General features: G+C 72.2%; 14 protein-coding genes and 1 other RNA gene. 8 read left to right on the top strand and 7 right to left on the bottom strand.

Translation table 11 applies throughout. The features are described 5' to 3' along the window. The first annotated feature begins 49 nt into the window (after positions 1–49). A complete protein-coding gene (locus ACZ4VW_RS06720) occupies positions 50–1492 on the top strand; it encodes an RNB domain-containing ribonuclease (protein ID WP_467959129.1) in 1443 nt (480 codons plus the stop codon). Here ACZ4VW_RS06720 and ACZ4VW_RS06715 read toward each other — a convergent pair. Both ACZ4VW_RS06715 and ACZ4VW_RS06710 read right to left on the bottom strand, forming a co-directional pair. Further along, positions 1443–2279: a hypothetical protein gene (locus ACZ4VW_RS06715; protein ID WP_467959127.1), complete on the bottom strand. Its 837-nt coding sequence runs from the start codon at positions 2277–2279 to the stop codon at positions 1443–1445. The two genes, ACZ4VW_RS06720 and ACZ4VW_RS06715, sit on opposite strands and share 50 nt — an antisense overlap. Further along, positions 2276–3040, bottom strand: coding sequence for a MerR family transcriptional regulator (locus ACZ4VW_RS06710; protein WP_467959125.1), 765 nt, complete (start codon positions 3038–3040; stop codon positions 2276–2278). The genes ACZ4VW_RS06715 and ACZ4VW_RS06710 overlap by 4 nt, the downstream gene beginning before the upstream one ends. A 77-nt stretch (positions 3041–3117) precedes the next feature. Between ACZ4VW_RS06710 and rnpB the strand changes: the two genes are divergently transcribed. Continuing rightward, an RNA gene (gene rnpB / locus ACZ4VW_RS06705) (RNase P RNA component class A) lies at positions 3118–3516 on the top strand. A gap of 109 nt (positions 3517–3625) precedes the next feature. Here the strand turns inward: rnpB and ACZ4VW_RS06700 are convergent. Continuing rightward, on the bottom strand, positions 3626–4174 hold the full coding sequence (locus ACZ4VW_RS06700; RefSeq protein ID WP_467959123.1) for a hypothetical protein: 549 nt from the start codon (positions 4172–4174) through the stop codon (positions 3626–3628). 196 nt (positions 4175–4370) lie between these two features. Between ACZ4VW_RS06700 and ACZ4VW_RS06695 the strand changes: the two genes are divergently transcribed. Then, positions 4371–6749, top strand: coding sequence for a hypothetical protein (locus tag ACZ4VW_RS06695; RefSeq protein WP_467959121.1), 2379 nt, complete (start codon positions 4371–4373; stop codon positions 6747–6749). Between the two features lie 106 nt (positions 6750–6855). On the opposite strand, the gene ACZ4VW_RS06690 is transcribed toward ACZ4VW_RS06695, so the two are convergent. Further along, the gene (locus ACZ4VW_RS06690; RefSeq protein WP_467959119.1) at positions 6856–7170 is read right to left on the bottom strand and encodes a MazG-like family protein; all 315 of its coding nucleotides are present in this window, start codon (positions 7168–7170) and stop codon (positions 6856–6858) included. 115 nt (positions 7171–7285) lie between these two features. Between ACZ4VW_RS06690 and ACZ4VW_RS06685 the strand changes: the two genes are divergently transcribed. Further along, positions 7286–7609, top strand: a complete 324-nt coding sequence (locus ACZ4VW_RS06685) for a nuclear transport factor 2 family protein (RefSeq protein WP_467959117.1) — start codon at positions 7286–7288, stop codon at positions 7607–7609. Positions 7610–7821: 212 nt separating this feature from the next. Here ACZ4VW_RS06685 and ACZ4VW_RS06680 read toward each other — a convergent pair whose 3' ends face one another. Next, the gene (locus ACZ4VW_RS06680) at positions 7822–8577 is read right to left on the bottom strand and encodes an SDR family oxidoreductase (protein WP_467959115.1); all 756 of its coding nucleotides are present in this window, start codon (positions 8575–8577) and stop codon (positions 7822–7824) included. 135 nt (positions 8578–8712) lie between these two features. Here ACZ4VW_RS06680 and ACZ4VW_RS06675 point away from each other — a divergent pair, with 135 nt between their 5' ends. Further along, positions 8713–10344, top strand: coding sequence for an alkaline phosphatase D family protein (locus ACZ4VW_RS06675; protein WP_467959113.1), 1632 nt, complete (start codon positions 8713–8715; stop codon positions 10342–10344). Here the strand turns inward: ACZ4VW_RS06675 and ACZ4VW_RS06670 are convergent. Further along, positions 10331–11332, bottom strand: a complete 1002-nt coding sequence (locus ACZ4VW_RS06670; protein WP_467959111.1) for a Gfo/Idh/MocA family protein — start codon at positions 11330–11332, stop codon at positions 10331–10333. The two genes, ACZ4VW_RS06675 and ACZ4VW_RS06670, sit on opposite strands and share 14 nt — an antisense overlap. Before the next feature lie 90 nt (positions 11333–11422). On the opposite strand from ACZ4VW_RS06670, the gene ACZ4VW_RS06665 reads away from it, so the two are divergent. Together ACZ4VW_RS06665 and ACZ4VW_RS06660 are read left to right on the top strand one after the other, a co-directional pair. Beyond that, positions 11423–12682 (top strand): Bcr/CflA family multidrug efflux MFS transporter, encoded by a 1260-nt coding sequence (locus tag ACZ4VW_RS06665; protein ID WP_467959596.1) that lies wholly within the window; start codon positions 11423–11425, stop codon positions 12680–12682. Between the two features lie 64 nt (positions 12683–12746). After that, a complete protein-coding gene (locus tag ACZ4VW_RS06660; RefSeq protein WP_467959109.1) occupies positions 12747–13730 on the top strand; it encodes a small ribosomal subunit Rsm22 family protein in 984 nt (327 codons plus the stop codon). A 25-nt stretch (positions 13731–13755) separates the two neighbouring features. Here ACZ4VW_RS06660 and ddaH read toward each other — a convergent pair whose 3' ends face one another. Further along, positions 13756–14580 (bottom strand): dimethylargininase, encoded by an 825-nt coding sequence (gene ddaH / locus ACZ4VW_RS06655; RefSeq protein WP_467959107.1) that lies wholly within the window; start codon positions 14578–14580, stop codon positions 13756–13758. Between the two features lie 149 nt (positions 14581–14729). On the opposite strand from ddaH, the gene ACZ4VW_RS06650 reads away from it, so the two are divergent. Then, on the top strand, positions 14730–15350 hold the full coding sequence (locus ACZ4VW_RS06650; protein WP_467959106.1) for a TetR/AcrR family transcriptional regulator: 621 nt from the start codon (positions 14730–14732) through the stop codon (positions 15348–15350). Positions 15351–15491: the final 141 nt, after the last annotated feature.

The following is a 15491-nucleotide window of genomic DNA, read 5'->3' as shown; positions in this document are numbered from 1 at the left end:
TTCAGCCTACAAAGTGCCGCGGCCCGCCCCTCGCCCTACGCTCGGGTGCATGCCCCGCCGCCACCTCCACGTGACCGGCGCAGCCGAGGCTCCGCTGCGGGCCGCCCTGCGCGCACTCCGTACCGAGCTCGCGATCCCCGACGCCTTCCCGCCCGCCGTCCTCGCCGAGGCGGCGGTGGCGGCGGAGGCGCCCCGGCTCCCCGGGTACGACGCCACCGACATCCCCTTCTTCACCATCGACCCGCCGACGTCCACGGACCTCGACCAGGCCATGCACCTGGCCCGGCGCGCCGACGGCGGCTACCGGGTCCACTACGCCATCGCCGACGTCGCCGCCTTCGTCGTCCCCGGATCCGCCCTCGACGCCGAGGCCCACCGGCGTGTCCTCACCCTGTACTTCCCCGACGGCAAGGTGCCCCTCCATCCCGCCGTCCTCTCCGAGGGCGCCGCGAGCCTGCTGCCCGGTGAACCCCGCCCCGCCCTGCTGTGGCGGATCGACCTCGACGCCGAGGGCCGCCGCGTCGCCACCGACGTGCGGCGCGCCCTCGTCCGCAGCCGCGCCAAGCTCGACTACGCGGGCGTCCAGGCGCAGATCGACACCGGCGCCGCCGAGGAGCCGCTCGCCCTGCTCAAGCCCATCGGCCGCCTCCTGGAGGCCCGGGAGATCGAACGCGGCGGTGTCTCGCTCAGCGTTCCCGAGCAGGAGATCATCGAGACCGACGGCTCGTACTCCCTCCACTACCGGGCCCCGCTCCCCGTCGACGGCTGGAACGCCCAGATCTCCCTGCTCACCGGCATGGCGGCGGCCGATCTGATGATCGCGGCCGGCACCGGCGTCCTGCGGACCCTGCCGACCGCTCCGGACGGGGCCGTCGCCCGTCTGCGCCGCTCGGCGACGGCGCTCGGCATCGAGTGGCCGCACCACGTCTCGTACGCGGAGCTGATCCGCTCGCTCGACCCGCGCGACGGCCGGCACGCCGCCTTCCTCCAGGACTGCACCACCTTGCTGCGGGGCTCCGACTACACCCCGTTCACCGGCGGGCACCTCCCCACGCCCTCGGTCCACGCCGCCGTCGCCGACGAGTACACCCACTGCACGGCCCCGCTGCGCCGGCTCGTCGACCGCTACACGGGCGAGCTGTGCCTGGCGGCCGCCTCGGGCGCCGAGCCGCCCGAGTGGGTGCTGCGCGCGCTGGAGGGCCTGCCCGAGGACATGGCGAGGGGGTCGAAGCTCGCCAACAAGGCCGAACGCGCGTGTGTCGACATCGTCGAGGCGGCCCTGATGAGCAACCGGATCGGCGAGACCTTCGACTCGGTCGTCGTCGATGTGAAGGAGCAGGAACCGGACGTCGGTACCGTCCACCTGCGGGAGCCCGCCGTGATCGGCCGGGTCGAGGCCGACGGGGCACCGCTTCCGCTCGGCGAGCGGCTGCGGGTACGGCTCACCGAGGCGGACCCGGCGTCGGCGAAGGTGCTGTTCGCGCCCGCGTGAGGGCCTGGTCGAGGGCGCGGCGGAAGGCCCGGGCGTCGTCCGCGTGACAGCGCACGGTCCGTACGGGACGGGGCGCGCCGAGCAGACGGGGCGCGTCGACCAGTTCGGTCAGCTCGATGGTGAGGGACGTCTGGGAGCCGACCGCCAGGTCGAGCTCACCCTCCTTCTTCGCGTGCGAGAAGAGCAGCTCGTACCGGACCGAGGCGATCAGGTCGAGCGGGATGCGGAGGTCGACGTGCGCGGCCTGCCGCAGGCGCAGGGTGTCGCCGGAGAGGACGTGCGGCCGGGTGACGGAGGCGGCGTGCAGGCCGAGCACGAACAGCACCGTGTACACGTCCAGGACGAGTACGAGCTCGTGGACCACGGGCACGTCGGCGAGCAGGTACGCCATTCCGACGGTCTCGACGAGGCAGACGAAGGTGAAGCCGTACAGGAGCGCGGCCTGGTCGCGGGCGTGCGGGAACGCCTGGTCGCCGGGGCGCACGCCGCTGCGGCGCCGGGCGGCCCACAGGCCGAGGCTCGCCATGAGGCGCAGCTCGTGCCCCGCGAGCCGCAGCACGGGCCGGGGCACGAGGGTGCCGAGGGCCTGTCGCGCGGAGAGCCCGCGCCGCCGCAGTCCGAGGAACGCGGCACCGCTCAGGAGGAGCAGCAGCAGGCCGGCGGCCTCGGCGGCGGCGAGCGCGGCCGCAGGTATCCGTACACCGGCGGCCAGACAGATCAGAAGGACGACCTCGGCGGGGAGGGAGGCGTAGGCGAGCCCGCGCAGCAGCCGGATCACGGCGGTCACCGGGAACGCTCCTGGACCAGCAGCAGGGCGTGGTGGACGGCGGCGGTCTGGGCGGGGGAGAAGCCGCCGAAGAACGCCTCGGTGAGCCGCCCCTGCGGCAGGCCCTGGCCTTGGAGCTGCGCCACCACCGCGTCCGGCAGACAGTCCGCGAGCGCCTGCGCCGCCTGTGCCACCCGCGGGTCGTCCGGATCGGCGTCGACGAGGGCGTCGAGGCGGGCGTACATCTCGTGGGCGCGCGCGACGGCCCGCGGATCCTCGGTCATGGTGCGCATCGCGCTCATGAGTTTCGCCCGCTCCTCGTCCGGAGCCACGGTGTCGAGCAGGACGAGCACCTCCCGGTCCGCGGCGGCCATCGGCGACTCGGGGACCTCGCCCAGCCCCGCCAACAGGCCGGACAGCTCGGGCGACACGGGCCCCTCGGCGGTCAGCCGCCCGGCCCGCGCCTCCCCGAGCAGCTCGGCGAGGCGCGCCCGCCGCTCGCGGATCAGCGCCTCCTGCCGCCCGAGGTCGGCGTCCAGCTCCTCCAGCACCTCCACGAGCTCCCGCCCCTCGTCGTCGGCGAGCACGTCCCGCACCTCGTCGAGCCCGAGACCGAGCTCGGTCAGCCGCCGGATCCGGGCGAGCAGGACGGCGTCCCGGATGCCGTACGCGCGGTAGCCGTTGGCCCGCCGTACGGGCTCGGGCAGCAGTCCGAGGTGGTGGTAGTGCCGCACGGCCCGAGGGGTGACCCCGACGAGGGCGGCGATCTCGCCGATTCGCATGGGCCCAGTAGAAACCCTGACGCTGCGACAAGGTCAAGCCTGCCCGGCGCGGCGGGTAGCATGGTCGGCACGGCAGACGAGCCGGGCGGGCGGCCGCGTGGGGATCTCCGGATCCTCCCGAGGAACGTCCGGGCTCCACAGGGCAGGGTGGTGGCTAACGGCCACCCGGGGTGACCCGCGGGACAGTGCCACAGAAAACAGACCGCCGGGGACCTCGGTCCTCGGTAAGGGTGAAACGGTGGTGTAAGAGACCACCAGCGCCTGAGGTGACTCAGGCGGCTAGGTAAACCCCACCCGGAGCAAGGTCAAGAGGGGACACCCCGGTGTCCCTGCGCGAATGTTCGAGGGCGGCCCGCCCGAGTTCGCGGGTAGACCGCACGAGGCCGGTGGCAACGCCGGCCCTAGATGGATGGCCGTCGCCCCGACGACCGCGAGGTCCCGGGGTACAGAACCCGGCGTACAGCCCGACTCGTCTGCCCCTCAGGCTCCTGATCAGTGAAATCACTGCTCAGGAGCCTTTCGCGTGGAGCGGCGGGCCCCGCCTCCCGTCGGTGTCGGTCAGGCCCGCCGGTCAGGGACGCAATGTCACTCGTCGTCCTCGTCGTCCTCGTCGTCCTCTTCGTCCTTGAGGTGGTCGGGGTCGAGGAAGTCGACCAGGCGTTCCTCCACCGGCATCCCGGTCTCGTCCTCGTCGATGAGCATCCGGCGCAGGATGTTGAGCGGGTAGAAGCCCTCGTACGGGCCGGCGCCGGGGAAAGCGACACTGGGGGTGTCGAGGGCCGGGGTGTCGGCGGGGTCGAACAGCGGCGGGTACGTGCCGTCGTCGAGGGGTTCGGGCGTGTACCTCCACACCATGCCGTGCGTGCGGCACATCATCTCGCCGACGTACCAGACCGCGCCTTGCACGAATGCCTCACGCCGCCGCCGGGAGTCGATGTCCTCGGAGCTGTCGAACCTGTCCCGGATCAGGTCGTCGAGGGTGTCCAGCGAGGCCGGGGTGAAGTCGAAGCGGTCGGCTCCTCCGGCGTTCTCGGCCCAGTGCGGGAAGGCGGCCTGTCGTTCGGCCAGCCACTCCAGAAGTTCCGGGTGCTGTGCCGGGTCGCCGGCCGGGTGGTGGTGAGTGTGGTCGCTCATGCCGTTCACGCTAGCGCGGCCGTGTGTCGGTCAACGGGTGGGGATCTTCACTGAGTTGACACATGCAACGTCGATAATGCGCTGCTCCTCACGGCCCGTCAGCCCCTAGGCTGGCCGACGGAGTGGCGGAGACATGTCACGGGGGCCCTTCCCCGCCCTCCCTTCCTGTCCCATGAGCCCCCACAGGGACACGTACGTGAGTACACCGATAACGACCCGACTGCGGCGGCGCCTGACCGAGTGCCTCGCAGTCGTCGCTTCCGCGGGGATGCTGCTGGTGGGTCTGCCCGCCTCCGCGTCCGCCGCGCCCGGGGACTACGCCAAGATCACATCCGGCGGCAGGTGCGACAAGATGCACCTGAAGAAGACGTTCCCGCGCACTCCCAACAACTCCGGCGCGCCCACCGGGCAGCACCACTGGACCCGGTCGGGCCCGGACGAGGAGTACTACTACAACAACGACTTCAAGGGCTTCGAGAACGTTCCCGTCCCCACCCAGGCCGACCTGAACGCGGCCGGGTCCGGGCGGGCGGACATCGACAAGTGGGACGCCCGGTACGCCAAGTCCAAGGATCCCGAGGACATGAGGCGCGCCATCTACGCGCGCTATCACCGACACAAGCTGGACTCCGCGAGCCCCAAGCCGTTCGGCTCCTGGATGACCCGTTACCTGATCAACAACCAGGCCAACGGGCAGAAGGGCGGCGTCTTCGAGCGCAAGACCGTCCAGGACTTCAACCTCGTCGGCCCCGACTGGCTCTGTGAAGTCACGATCGAGATCTACGACAAGGACGGCAAGAAGATCGCCTCGCGTCGCTACGACGCGTACAACCAGCGGACCGGCGATCTCGGCGAGTTCAAGTCCAACGGCAAGCGCAAGATCGATCAGTTCAGGAACGACAAGATCATCCTGCGCCACAAGGACGCGAAGTACGACTTCACGAAGTCGAAGTTCACGATGTTCACCGGTGAAAAGCCCAACGCTGTCACCAGCCGCGAGTACGCGGCCGAGAACAAGGCCCTGCGGGCCGAGCGCGGAACCGGTAACAACCCGATCCGGATCGCCGAGCGGAGGGCGACCGCCAAGGGCCTGTGGCCGCAGACGAAGTACACCAAGACCTTCCCGGTGTTCAACCCGCTGCCGAACACCGGCACCCAGGGTCCGCTCAACTCTCTCGCCCACCAGTCGGGCAAGAACCCGGCCCAGGCCCGCCAGATCCAGGCCGAGCACAACCGGGTCGACACCCGTTCCGCGCTCGGCCGCGGCCCCGGCGGCGTGGACTTCTCCACCCTCGAGCTCCAGTACGTCGGCAACCCCGTCAAGGGCAAGGGCATGGACTACTCCATGAAGGCCGACTTCATGCCCGACGAGGACACCGAACCCGGATGGGGCGGTGAGGCCAAGCTGACCCTCGCCTCGGACGCGTTCTTCACCTGGCTGGCGCTGTCTCCGGACCGGATGTGGGTGAACCTGAACCCGGACCAGCCCAATACGATCATGGACAAGGCGTTCGGCGAGACCGACGCCGGCCGGATCCTGCTCGAAGCCGACATGGAGATGAAGCGGGACTGGTCCCGTGCCCTGGACCCGAAGAAGTCCCCGGGGCGGGAGTTCATGGCCGCGGCCCCGAAGGTCGACGGTGTCCCGTGCTGGGGCCCGGGCCGCAACTGGATCGTCCCCGACCGGGCGAAGGTGCGCGAGCAGGACGGCGGCATCTACATCCTCGACGCCCCGCTCAAGGTCAACCACGCGCCGATGGACTTCACCACGCCGGTGCCCGGTGAGCGCTGCGACAAGAAGCTGACGAAGGCCGAGAAGGAGTACAGCGTCCAGCTGATGAAGCAGTGGATCATGCCCGCGGTCCAGGAGAAGGTCAACAAGGATCCGAAGTACCAGGACCTGCGCTCGGTCTACCGCTCGCGGGTCGCGGCCGAGTGGATCCGTCAGCAGGACGCGAAGCAGGCCACCGACTTCCGCTCCATCATCAACAGCAACGACCTCAAGCGGTGGCCGCTGCGCGGGGAGAACAAGAACTGGGACAAGCGCACCGTGTGGGAGCAGATGCGCAAGTCGTTCACCGAGGGCGAGTTCACGTACGAATGGCCTACCGGCGGCACCATCTACACCTTCACCGTCGGCGGAGTGGACTTCTCGCAGGCACCGAAGCGCAACATCACCGGTGCGGAGTTCCAGACCCGGCACCGTGAGCTGCCGCGGACCACGAAGGACTCCGTCCGCGCCGAGACCTCCGCCCGCGACAGTGACACCGCCTTCCTCGGCGGCAACGCGGCGGCCAGGACCGACGACGGCAAGCCCGACCCCACGCCCACGCCGACGCCGACGGACCCCGGCACGCCGGACCCCACCCCGTCCCCGACCGGCCCGGGGGCCCCGGACCCCTCGGCGACCGTCCCGGGCAAGCCGGGCGGCAACACGCCGGATCCTGACGGCGACCTCGCCGACACCGGCTCGGACACCCCCATCGGGCTGATCTCCTCCCTCGCCGCCCTCGCGGTGGCGGCCGGCGGACTCCTCGTGTGGTGGCGCCGCCGCCGGACGCACGCCCAGGGCTGACCGGCAGCACACAGCACCACCCGATACGAACGAACGGCCCCGCACCCCAGGGTGCGGGGCCGTTCCGCTGTCCTGGGCCGCCCTCTCGACCGTCGCCCCGGGGTCGTCAGTGCTCCAGGGAGCGTTCCGCCACCCGCCGCAGGTGACCCGCGAAGACATCGGGCGCGTCCGGGGTCAGCGTCCGCAGCACCACCATCGCCGTGATGATCACGTCACACAGTTCGGACTCGACGTCCTGCCAGGTGTGCGAGGCGCCCTTGCGCGGGTTCTGTCCCGTCGCGCCGATGACGGCCTCGGCCACCTCGCCGACCTCCTCCGAGAGCTTCAGGACGCGCAGCAGGACGTCCTGCTCGGGCGGGAGGGTGTGGTGCGCGGAGATCCAGCTCGTCAGCCGGTCGATGGTGTTCCAGGTGTCGGTCATGGGGCCGAAGCCTGCCGGTCCCGCTCGCCCAGGTGGCCGACTCCGGCCACCGCCGTGCGCCACATCCTCGGCCCGGGTCCACGGGTACGCGGGCGGCGCGGTGTACGGGTAGGCCATGACCATCCCCGTGGACAGACTCAGCGACCCCGCCGTGCGCGCCTTCGTCACGGCCCTCAACGCCAACGACCGCGACGCCTTCCTGGCGGCCCTGACACCCGGCGCCACCATGTCCGACGACGGCTCGGACCGGAACATCGAGGAGTGGACCGAGAAGGAGGTCTTCGCCTCGCGCGGCCACATGGAGATCGAGTCCGTGAAGGAGGACGGGCGCTCCCTCGTCGCCCGCTTCCGCAACGACACCTGGGGCGAGATGCGTACCCGCTGGCGCTTCGTCGTCGAGGGCGGCAAGATCGCCCGTTTCGAGACCGGCCAGGCGTAGTCCGCGACCGGGCGGGGGCCCGGGGCCTGGCGAGGCCCGGAAGGCCCGGAAACGGCCCCCGCCCCCAAGGCGCCCCCGCCCCTCAAGGCGCGCCCCCGCCCCCAAGGCGCCCCCGCCCCTCAAGGCGCGCCCCCGCCCCCAAGGCGCCCCGCCCCTCAAGGCGCGTCCGCCGCCCCTCAAAGCGCCCCCGCCTCCCGAAGGCGCCCGCGCCCCTACCCCCGCCCGATGTACGGCATCGTCGTCGCCATCACCGTCGCGAACTGCACGTTCGCCTCCAGCGGCAGCCCCGCCATGTGCACCACCGTCGCCGCCACGTCCGCCGCGTCCATCACCGGCTCCACCGCCAGTTCCCCGTCGGCCTGCAGGATCCCCGCCTGCATCCGCGCCGTCATCTCCGTCGCCGCGTTCCCGATGTCGATCTGGCCGCAGGCGATCCGGTACGGGCGCCCGTCCAGCGACAGCGACTTCGTCAGGCCCGTCATCGCGTGCTTCGTCGCCGTGTACGCGATCGAGTGCGGGCGCGGCACGTGCGCCGAGATCGAACCGTTGTTGATGATCCGGCCGCCCTGCGGGGACTGCTCCTTCATCGCCCGGTAGGCCGCCTGGGCGCACAGGAAGGCGCCCGTCAGGTTCACGTCGACCACCGAGCGCCAGGTCTCGTGGTCCAGGTCCTCCACCGGGACGCCGCCGCCCGCGAACGTACCCGCGTTGTTGAAGAGCAGGTCGACGCGGCCGAACCGGTCCCGTACCGCCGCGAAGAGGGCGGCCACCGCCTCCGGTGACGTCACGTCCGTCGGGACGCACAGGACGTCCGGGGAGGAGGCGGACGCGGCCGTCTCCTCCAGGGGCTCCCGCCGGCGGCCCGCCAGCGCCACCGACCAGCCCGCCTCCGCCAGGGCGAGGGCCACGCTGCGGCCGATGCCCGAACCCGCTCCCGTCACCACTGCGACGCGCGACTCAGTTCTCATGGCCGCGCAGCGTACGGCAGACGCGTGCCCCATGAACTCATCCGTCCGACACGTGGATGTCCTGTACCCGACAACCTGAGGTCGTCCCGCCCCGCTCGAATACCGGACGGACAACATCCGCCTGGGGAGGGGTACATGACACACGTTCACCAGCACGGCGAGGAACTGCGCGCCGCCGCACGCCACTTCGGGCGCCGCCGCTTCCTGACCGTCACGGGCGCCGCCGCCGCGCTCGCCTTCGCCGTCGGCCTGCCGGCCGCCGGGACCGCGAGCGCCGCCGAGCTGAACCCCGCCGGAATCACCGAGGACCCGTTCACCCTGGGGGTGGCGTCCGGTGACCCCCGGCCCGCCTCCGTCCTCCTGTGGACCCGCCTCGCGCCCCGCCCCTTCGAGCCCGACGGCGGACTTCCCCGTTCCCGGGTCGCCGTCCGCTGGGAGCTCGCCCACGACGAGCGCTTCACCCGGACCGTCCGGCGCGGCCGGGCCACCGCGCACCCCGAGTTCCACCACGCCGTGCATGTCGAGATCGACCACCTCGACCCCGATCGCGTGTATTTCTACCGGTTCCGTGCCGGTGACTGGATCAGCCCCGTCGGCCGCACCCGTACCGCGCCCGCCGCCGACGCCCGGATATCCGGGCTCAGGCTCGCCGCCGTCTCCTGCCAGGCGTACCACGACGGCTACTTCACCGCCTACGGACACCTCGCCCGGGAGGACGTCGACGTCGTCTTCCACCTCGGCGACTACCTCTACGAGTACGCCGTGAACGCCACCGGCGGCGCCCGCGCCTACAAGAATCGTGCTCTGCCCGCCGTCTTCAACCGGGAGACGATCACCCTGGAGGACTACCGGTTGCGGTACGCCCTCTACAAGTCGGACCCCGACCTCATGGCCGCGCACGCCGCGCACCCCTTCGTCGTCACCTGGGACGACCACGAGACCGAGAACAACTACGCGGGCGGGACCCCCGAGAACGACGTGCCGCCGGAGGAGTTCCTGCTTCGCCGCGCCGCCGCCTACCGCGCCTACTGGGAGAACCAGCCGCTCCGCACGGCCCAGCGCCCCGAGGGCCCCGACATGCGGCTCTACCGCCGCCTCCGCTTCGGCCGGCTGGCGCAGTTCGACATCCTCGACACCCGCCAGTACCGCTCGGACCAGGCGTACGGCGACGGCTGGCAGGTGCCCGGGCCCGAGTCCGAGGACCCGAGCCGGACCATGACCGGCGCCACGCAGGAGCGGTGGCTGCTCGACGGCTGGCGCGACTCGCGCGCGCTGTGGAACGTCCTCCCGCAGCAGGTCGTCTTCGCCGAGCGGCGCAACGTGCCGACGGCCGGCTTCAAGCTCTCCATGGACTCCTGGGACGGTTACCCGGCGTCCCGGCGGCGTCTCCTCGACGGGGCGGCGGCCGCCGGGGTGGAGAACCTGATGGTGCTGACCGGTGACGTCCACGTCGGATACGGCCTCGACATCAAGGCCGACTACCGCGACCCGGCCTCCCGGACCCTCGGCACCGAGATCGTCGCCACCTCCATCGCCAGCGGCAAGGACGGCGCCGACCGGCCCGCCAACTACGACAACCTCACGGCGGCCAATCCGCACATGAGGTTCTACAACGGGCGGCGCGGCTACGTGACGGTCGAACTGGGCGAGCGGAGCGCCCGCGCGGACTTCCGCACGGTCGCGGCCGTGACGACCCCCGGCGCCCCGGTCGTCACGGCCGGCTCCTTCGTCACGGAGGCGGGCAACCCGGGTCTCACACCGGCGTGACCGCCAGTTCGGAGGGATAGCGGACGCCGACGCGGTCCCGTACCGCGTCGAGCGTCCGCATCACCGCGAGTGAACCGTCCAGCGGGACGAGCGGGGACTCGGTCTCACCCGCGCGCAGGCAGCGCATCACCTCCGCCGCCTCGTGCCGCATCGAGTGCGGATCGTCCTCGTTCACGTACTCCCGCGGCTCCTCGCCGCTGCGCAGCAGCGTGAACCGCTCCGGGAAGAAGAAGCCGCGCGGGAAGTCGATGCGGCCCTCCGAGCCCGTCACGGACGCGGTCAGCGGAGTGTCCGCCACGATCGAGCAGGACAGCAGGGCCGACGCCCCGGACGCCCAGCCGAGCAGCATCCCCGTGTTCAGGTCCACGCCCTCGGGCGAGAGCAGGGCGTGCGCCTGTACGGAGTCGGGCTCACCGAGCAGCAGCTGCGCGAACGACACCGGGTAGACGCCGAGGTCGAGCAGCGCGCCGCCGCCCAGCGCCGGGTCCCGCAGCCGGTGGTCCGGACCGAACGCGCCCGCGAGCCCGAAGTCCGCCTGGACGGTGCGGATCTCGCCGATCGCCCCGGCCCGGACCAGCTCCACCGCCCGCCGGATCAGCGGGTTGCAGTACATCCACATGGCCTCCATCAGGAAGAGACCCCGGTCCCGGGCGAGTGTGACCAGCTCCTCCGCCTCGCGGGCGTTGAGCGTGAACGCCTTCTCGCACAGGACCGCCTTGCCCGCCTCCAGGGCGAGCCCGGCCGCCGCCCGGTGCGCGTGGTGCGGTGTCGCCACGTAGATGACGTCGACGTCCTCGTCCGCGACGAGCGAGGCCCAGTCCCCGTACGCCCGCGGTATCCCGAAGCGATCCGCGAACGCCCGTGCCGACGCCTCCGTACGGGACGCCACGGCCACGACCTCGGCGTCCGGCATGGACCGTACGTCGGTGGTGAACCGTTCCGCGATCCCGCCCGTCGCCAGCACGCCCCACCGCACGGTGCCACTCATGTGCCCCACCCCTACCCGTCCCGAAAAAGGTCTCGACCACTGCTGACGAGCTGAGAGCATAGGGAAGGATTCAACGAAATGGAGCTGTCGATGCCGGAGAGCGGCCGGACCACCACCCAGGACCACATATCCGCCCTGCCGAAGGCCGCCGCCCGCCGCGTCGGGCTGCTCGTCACCCTCGTGCTCGGCGGTCTGACCGCGCTGCCCCCGCTCTCCATGGACATGTACCTCCCGGCGCTGCCGGAGGTCACCGAGTCGCTGCGCGCGCCCGCCGCGACCGTCCAGCTCACCCTCACCGCCTGCCTCGCCGGCATGGCGCTCGGCCAGCTCGTCGTCGGCCCCATGAGCGACCGGTGGGGCCGCCGGCGGCCGCTGCTCATCGGCATGATCGTGTACGTCGCCGCCACCGCGGTCTGCGCCTTCGCGCCCTCCGCCGAACTCCTCGTCGCCTTCCGGCTGCTCCAGGGCCTGGCGGGCGCGGCCGGCATCGTGATCGCCCGCGCGGTCGTGCGCGACCTGTACGACGGCGTGGAGATGGCGCGGTTCTTCTCGACGCTGATGCTGATCTCCGGAGTCGCACCGATCATCGCCCCGCTCATCGGCGGCCAGATCCTGCGGATCACCGACTGGCGCGGCGTCTTCCACGTCCTCGCCGTCATCGGCGTTCTGCTCACGGTCGTGGTGTGGAAGTTCCTCGACGAGACCCTGCCGCCGGAGCGGCGGCACGCGGGCGGGGTCGGAGAGGCGCTGCGCACCATGCGCGGGCTGCTCGCGGACCGCGTCTTCACCGGCTACACGCTGACCGGCGGGCTCGCCTTCGCCGCGCTCTTCGCGTACATCTCGGCCTCGCCGTTCGTCGTGCAGGAGATCTACGGCGCCTCGCCGCAGACCTTCAGCCTGCTCTTCGGCCTCAACTCCGTCGGCCTCGTCGCCGTCGGACAGATCAACGGCAAGCTGCTCGTCGGACGGGTCAGCCTGGACAGGGTCCTGGGCTGGGGGCTGGGCGTGATCCTGCTCGCGTCGGTGGCGCTGGTGCTCATGACGAGCGGCGTGTTCGGACGGGTGGGCCTGGCCCCGGTCTCGGCGGGCCTCTTCGTCCTGATGTCGGCGATGGGCCTCGCGCTGCCCAACACGAACGCGCAGGCGCTGATGCGCACCCCGCACGCGGCCGGCTCCGCCTCCGCGCTGCTGGGCACCTCGTCCTTCCTCGTCGGGGCGGTCGCCTCGCCGCTCGTCGGCATCGCGGGCGAGACGACGGCCGTCCCCATGGCGGTGGTCCAGCTGACCTGCGCGGCCGCCGCGGTGGTGTGCTTCCTGGCCCTGTGCCGCCCCTGGCAGCCCCGCGCCTGACCCCGCCGGGCGAGGGCGCCGCGGGTGGAGCCGGGTGTTCCCGGGGGGCGCCTAAAATGTGGAGGTGGACGACTTCCCCTCCCTCGCCTCCGGTGACGCGCTGCGCGCCGCCCTCGCCGGGCTTCTCGGCGGGCTGCCGCCGCGTCAGGCCGCCCAGGCCGTCGACCGGCTGATCGCCAACTACCGGGGGACCACCCCGACCGACGCCCCCGTGCTGCGCGACCGCTCCGACGTCGCCGCGTACGCCGCGTACCGGATGCCGGCGACCTTCGAGGCGGTACGGGCGGCGCTCGGCGCGCTGCGGGACGCCGCCCCCGCGTGGGAGCCGGCGACGCACACCGACATCGGCGGCGGCACCGGAGCGGCGAGCTGGGCGGTCGCCGAGGCGTGGGAGTCCACGGCCCGCACGACCGTCCTGGACTGGGCGGAGCCGGCGCTCGCCCTCGGGCGGGAGCTGGCGAGCGGCACGTTCGAGGCCCAGTGGCGGCGGGCCCGGATCAGCGGCGCCCTGGAGCTGGAGGCGACGGACCTCGTCACCGTCTCGTACGTCCTGAAGGAGCTGACCGAGGCCGACCGCCGCGCGGTCGTCACCGAGGCGGCGCGCGTCGCGCAGGCCGTCGTGATCGTCGAGCCGGGCACCCCCGACGGCTACGAGCGGATCATCGCCGCCCGCGCGCTCCTCGTCGACGCCGGGCTCACCGTCGCCGCGCCGTGCCCGCACAGCGGGGCCTGCCCCATCGAGCCCGGCGCCGACTGGTGCCACTTCGCGGCGCGGGTGAGCAGGTCGTCGCTCCACCGGCAGGTGAAGGGCGGCTCGCTGCCGTACGAGGACGAGAAGTTCAGCTACGTCGCGGCGACCCGGTTCCCCGTGACACCGGCCCTCTCCCGGGTCACCCGCAGGCCCCAGATCCGCAAGGGCCAGGTCCTCCTGGAGCTCTGCGGCGCGGAGGAGACGGGCCTCGCGCGGGAGACGGTCAGCAAGCGTCACGGTGCGCTGTACAAGGCGGCGAGGGACGCGGAGTGGGGCGACGCCTGGCCCCCGCAGTAGCGGCCGGGCGTCACCCGTGGCGGTGTCAGGAGCGCAGCTCCTGGGTGCAGCACTTCACGCTGCCGCCGCCCTTGAGCAGCTCCGTCAGGTCCATGCCCATCGGTTCGAAGCCCCGGTCGCGGAGCGGGGCGAACAGATCCACCGCCGCCTGCGGCAGCAGGACGTGCCGGCCGTCGCTCACCGCGTTCATGCCCAGCGCCGCCGCGTCGCTCTCCGTCGCGAGCAGGGCGTCGGGGAAGAGGCGGCGCAGGACCGCCCGGCTGCCGGGGGAGAAGGCGTCGGGGTAGTACATGACCTCCTCACCCGCCGGGTCCAGGACGCAGAGCGCCGTGTCCAGGTGGTAGTAGCGCGGGTCCACCAGCTCCAGACCGATGACCGGGCGCCCGAAGAACTCCTGCGCCTCGTGGTGCGCCAGCGGGCTGGAGCGGAAGCCGCGGCCGGCCAGGATCCAGGACGAGGTCACCGCGAAGTCGCCCTCGCCCTCGTTCACGTGGTCCGGCTCCCGCACCTCCGGGAAGCCGTTCGCCCGGAACCAGTCCAGATGCGCGGCCGCCTCGTCCGTACGTTCCGGATAGGCGAACTTCGCGCCCAGCACGCGCCCGTCCACCACGGTCGCGCCGTTCGCGGCGAAGACCATGTCCGGCAGGCCGGGCCGGGGATCGAGGAGCTCGACGGTGTGGCCGAGCGAGCGGTAGCGGGTCAGCAGGTCCTCCCACTGCACGAGGGCGAGCGGCAGGTCGACCGGTTTCGTGGGGTCCATCCAGGGGTTGATGGAGTACGTCACCTGGAAGTGCGTGGGTGGGCACATCAGGTAGCGGCGGGGCGAAGCCTCGCGCGGAGTGTGGCGCAATGAGGGCTCCTCACGGACGGAGAGCGAGATGGTCGGACGGAGCCCATGGTCCGCCCTCCGCCCACCTCCGCACAGTGGACCGTTCGGGTGGTTCGGCCGAACATCAGACAACGAGACGACGCGTCTCGCCGTCCTGCTAGATTGAACCCATGCCCGACACCAAGGCCCCCGACGCCTCCCGCCGCAGCGAGCGCTCCCGCCGCGCCATCTTCGACGCCGCCCTCGCCCTCGTCTCCGAGGCCGGCTACGCCAGGACCACCATCGAGGGCATCGCCGCCCGCGCCGGCGTCGGCAAGCAGACCATCTACCGCTGGTGGCCCTCCAAGGCCGCCGTCCTCCTCGACGCCTTCCTCGACCTCGCCGCCCGGGCCGGCGAGGCGGTGGGCGCGGACGCCCACAGTGAGATCCCCGACACCGGCGACCTCGCCGCCGACCTCACGTACGTCCTGCGCGCCACCGTCGACGAGCTGAACGATCCGACGTACGACGCCCCCACCCGCGCCCTGGTCGCCGAGGGCGTCGTCAACGCCGAACTCGGCGCCCAGTTCGTGGAGCGGCTCCTCGAACCCCAGCTCCAGCTCTACGTGCGCCGTATCGAGGCCGCCCAGGCAGCGGGGGACATCGACCCCTCCGTCGACCCGCGCATCGCCCTCGAACTCCTCGTCGGCCCCCTGCACCACCGCTGGCTGCACCGCACGCTGCCTCTCACCCACGCCTACGCCGACACCCTCGTCGACTACGCGCTGCGTGGGCTCGCACCCCGCGCGTGACCCCCCGCGCCCCCCACGAGCGCCCCCTCGCGCCCCGGGAGCAACCCCGATATGTACCCCGGTTCCCCACTCCGGTCACCCAAGGCGCAGGATGGTGGGACCATGGGCAGAGCCGAACGGGCGAGCAAGGTGTGAGGGGAT

The sequence above is a fragment of the Streptomyces sp. NPDC029139 genome, assembly GCF_055564335.1.
This window is presented reverse-complemented; position numbering and strand designations above follow the sequence as displayed.

Excerpts from the sequence above, each read along its gene's own strand:
- ACZ4VW_RS06720 (WP_467959129.1), top strand. The coding sequence starts at position 50 with ATGCCCCGCCGCCACCTCCACGTGACCGGCGCAGCCGAGGCTCCGCTG.
- ACZ4VW_RS06710 (WP_467959125.1), bottom strand. The coding sequence starts at position 3,040 with ATGCGAATCGGCGAGATCGCCGCCCTCGTCGGGGTCACCCCTCGGGCC.
- ACZ4VW_RS06700 (WP_467959123.1), bottom strand. The coding sequence starts at position 4,174 with ATGAGCGACCACACTCACCACCACCCGGCCGGCGACCCGGCACAGCAC.
- ACZ4VW_RS06690 (WP_467959119.1), bottom strand. The coding sequence starts at position 7,170 with ATGACCGACACCTGGAACACCATCGACCGGCTGACGAGCTGGATCTCC.
- ACZ4VW_RS06685 (WP_467959117.1), top strand. The coding sequence starts at position 7,286 with ATGACCATCCCCGTGGACAGACTCAGCGACCCCGCCGTGCGCGCCTTC.
- ACZ4VW_RS06680 (WP_467959115.1), bottom strand. The coding sequence starts at position 8,577 with ATGAGAACTGAGTCGCGCGTCGCAGTGGTGACGGGAGCGGGTTCGGGC.
- ACZ4VW_RS06675 (WP_467959113.1), top strand. The coding sequence starts at position 8,713 with ATGACACACGTTCACCAGCACGGCGAGGAACTGCGCGCCGCCGCACGC.
- ACZ4VW_RS06670 (WP_467959111.1), bottom strand. The coding sequence starts at position 11,332 with ATGAGTGGCACCGTGCGGTGGGGCGTGCTGGCGACGGGCGGGATCGCG.
- ACZ4VW_RS06665 (WP_467959596.1), top strand. The coding sequence starts at position 11,423 with ATGCCGGAGAGCGGCCGGACCACCACCCAGGACCACATATCCGCCCTG.
- ACZ4VW_RS06650 (WP_467959106.1), top strand. The coding sequence starts at position 14,730 with ATGCCCGACACCAAGGCCCCCGACGCCTCCCGCCGCAGCGAGCGCTCC.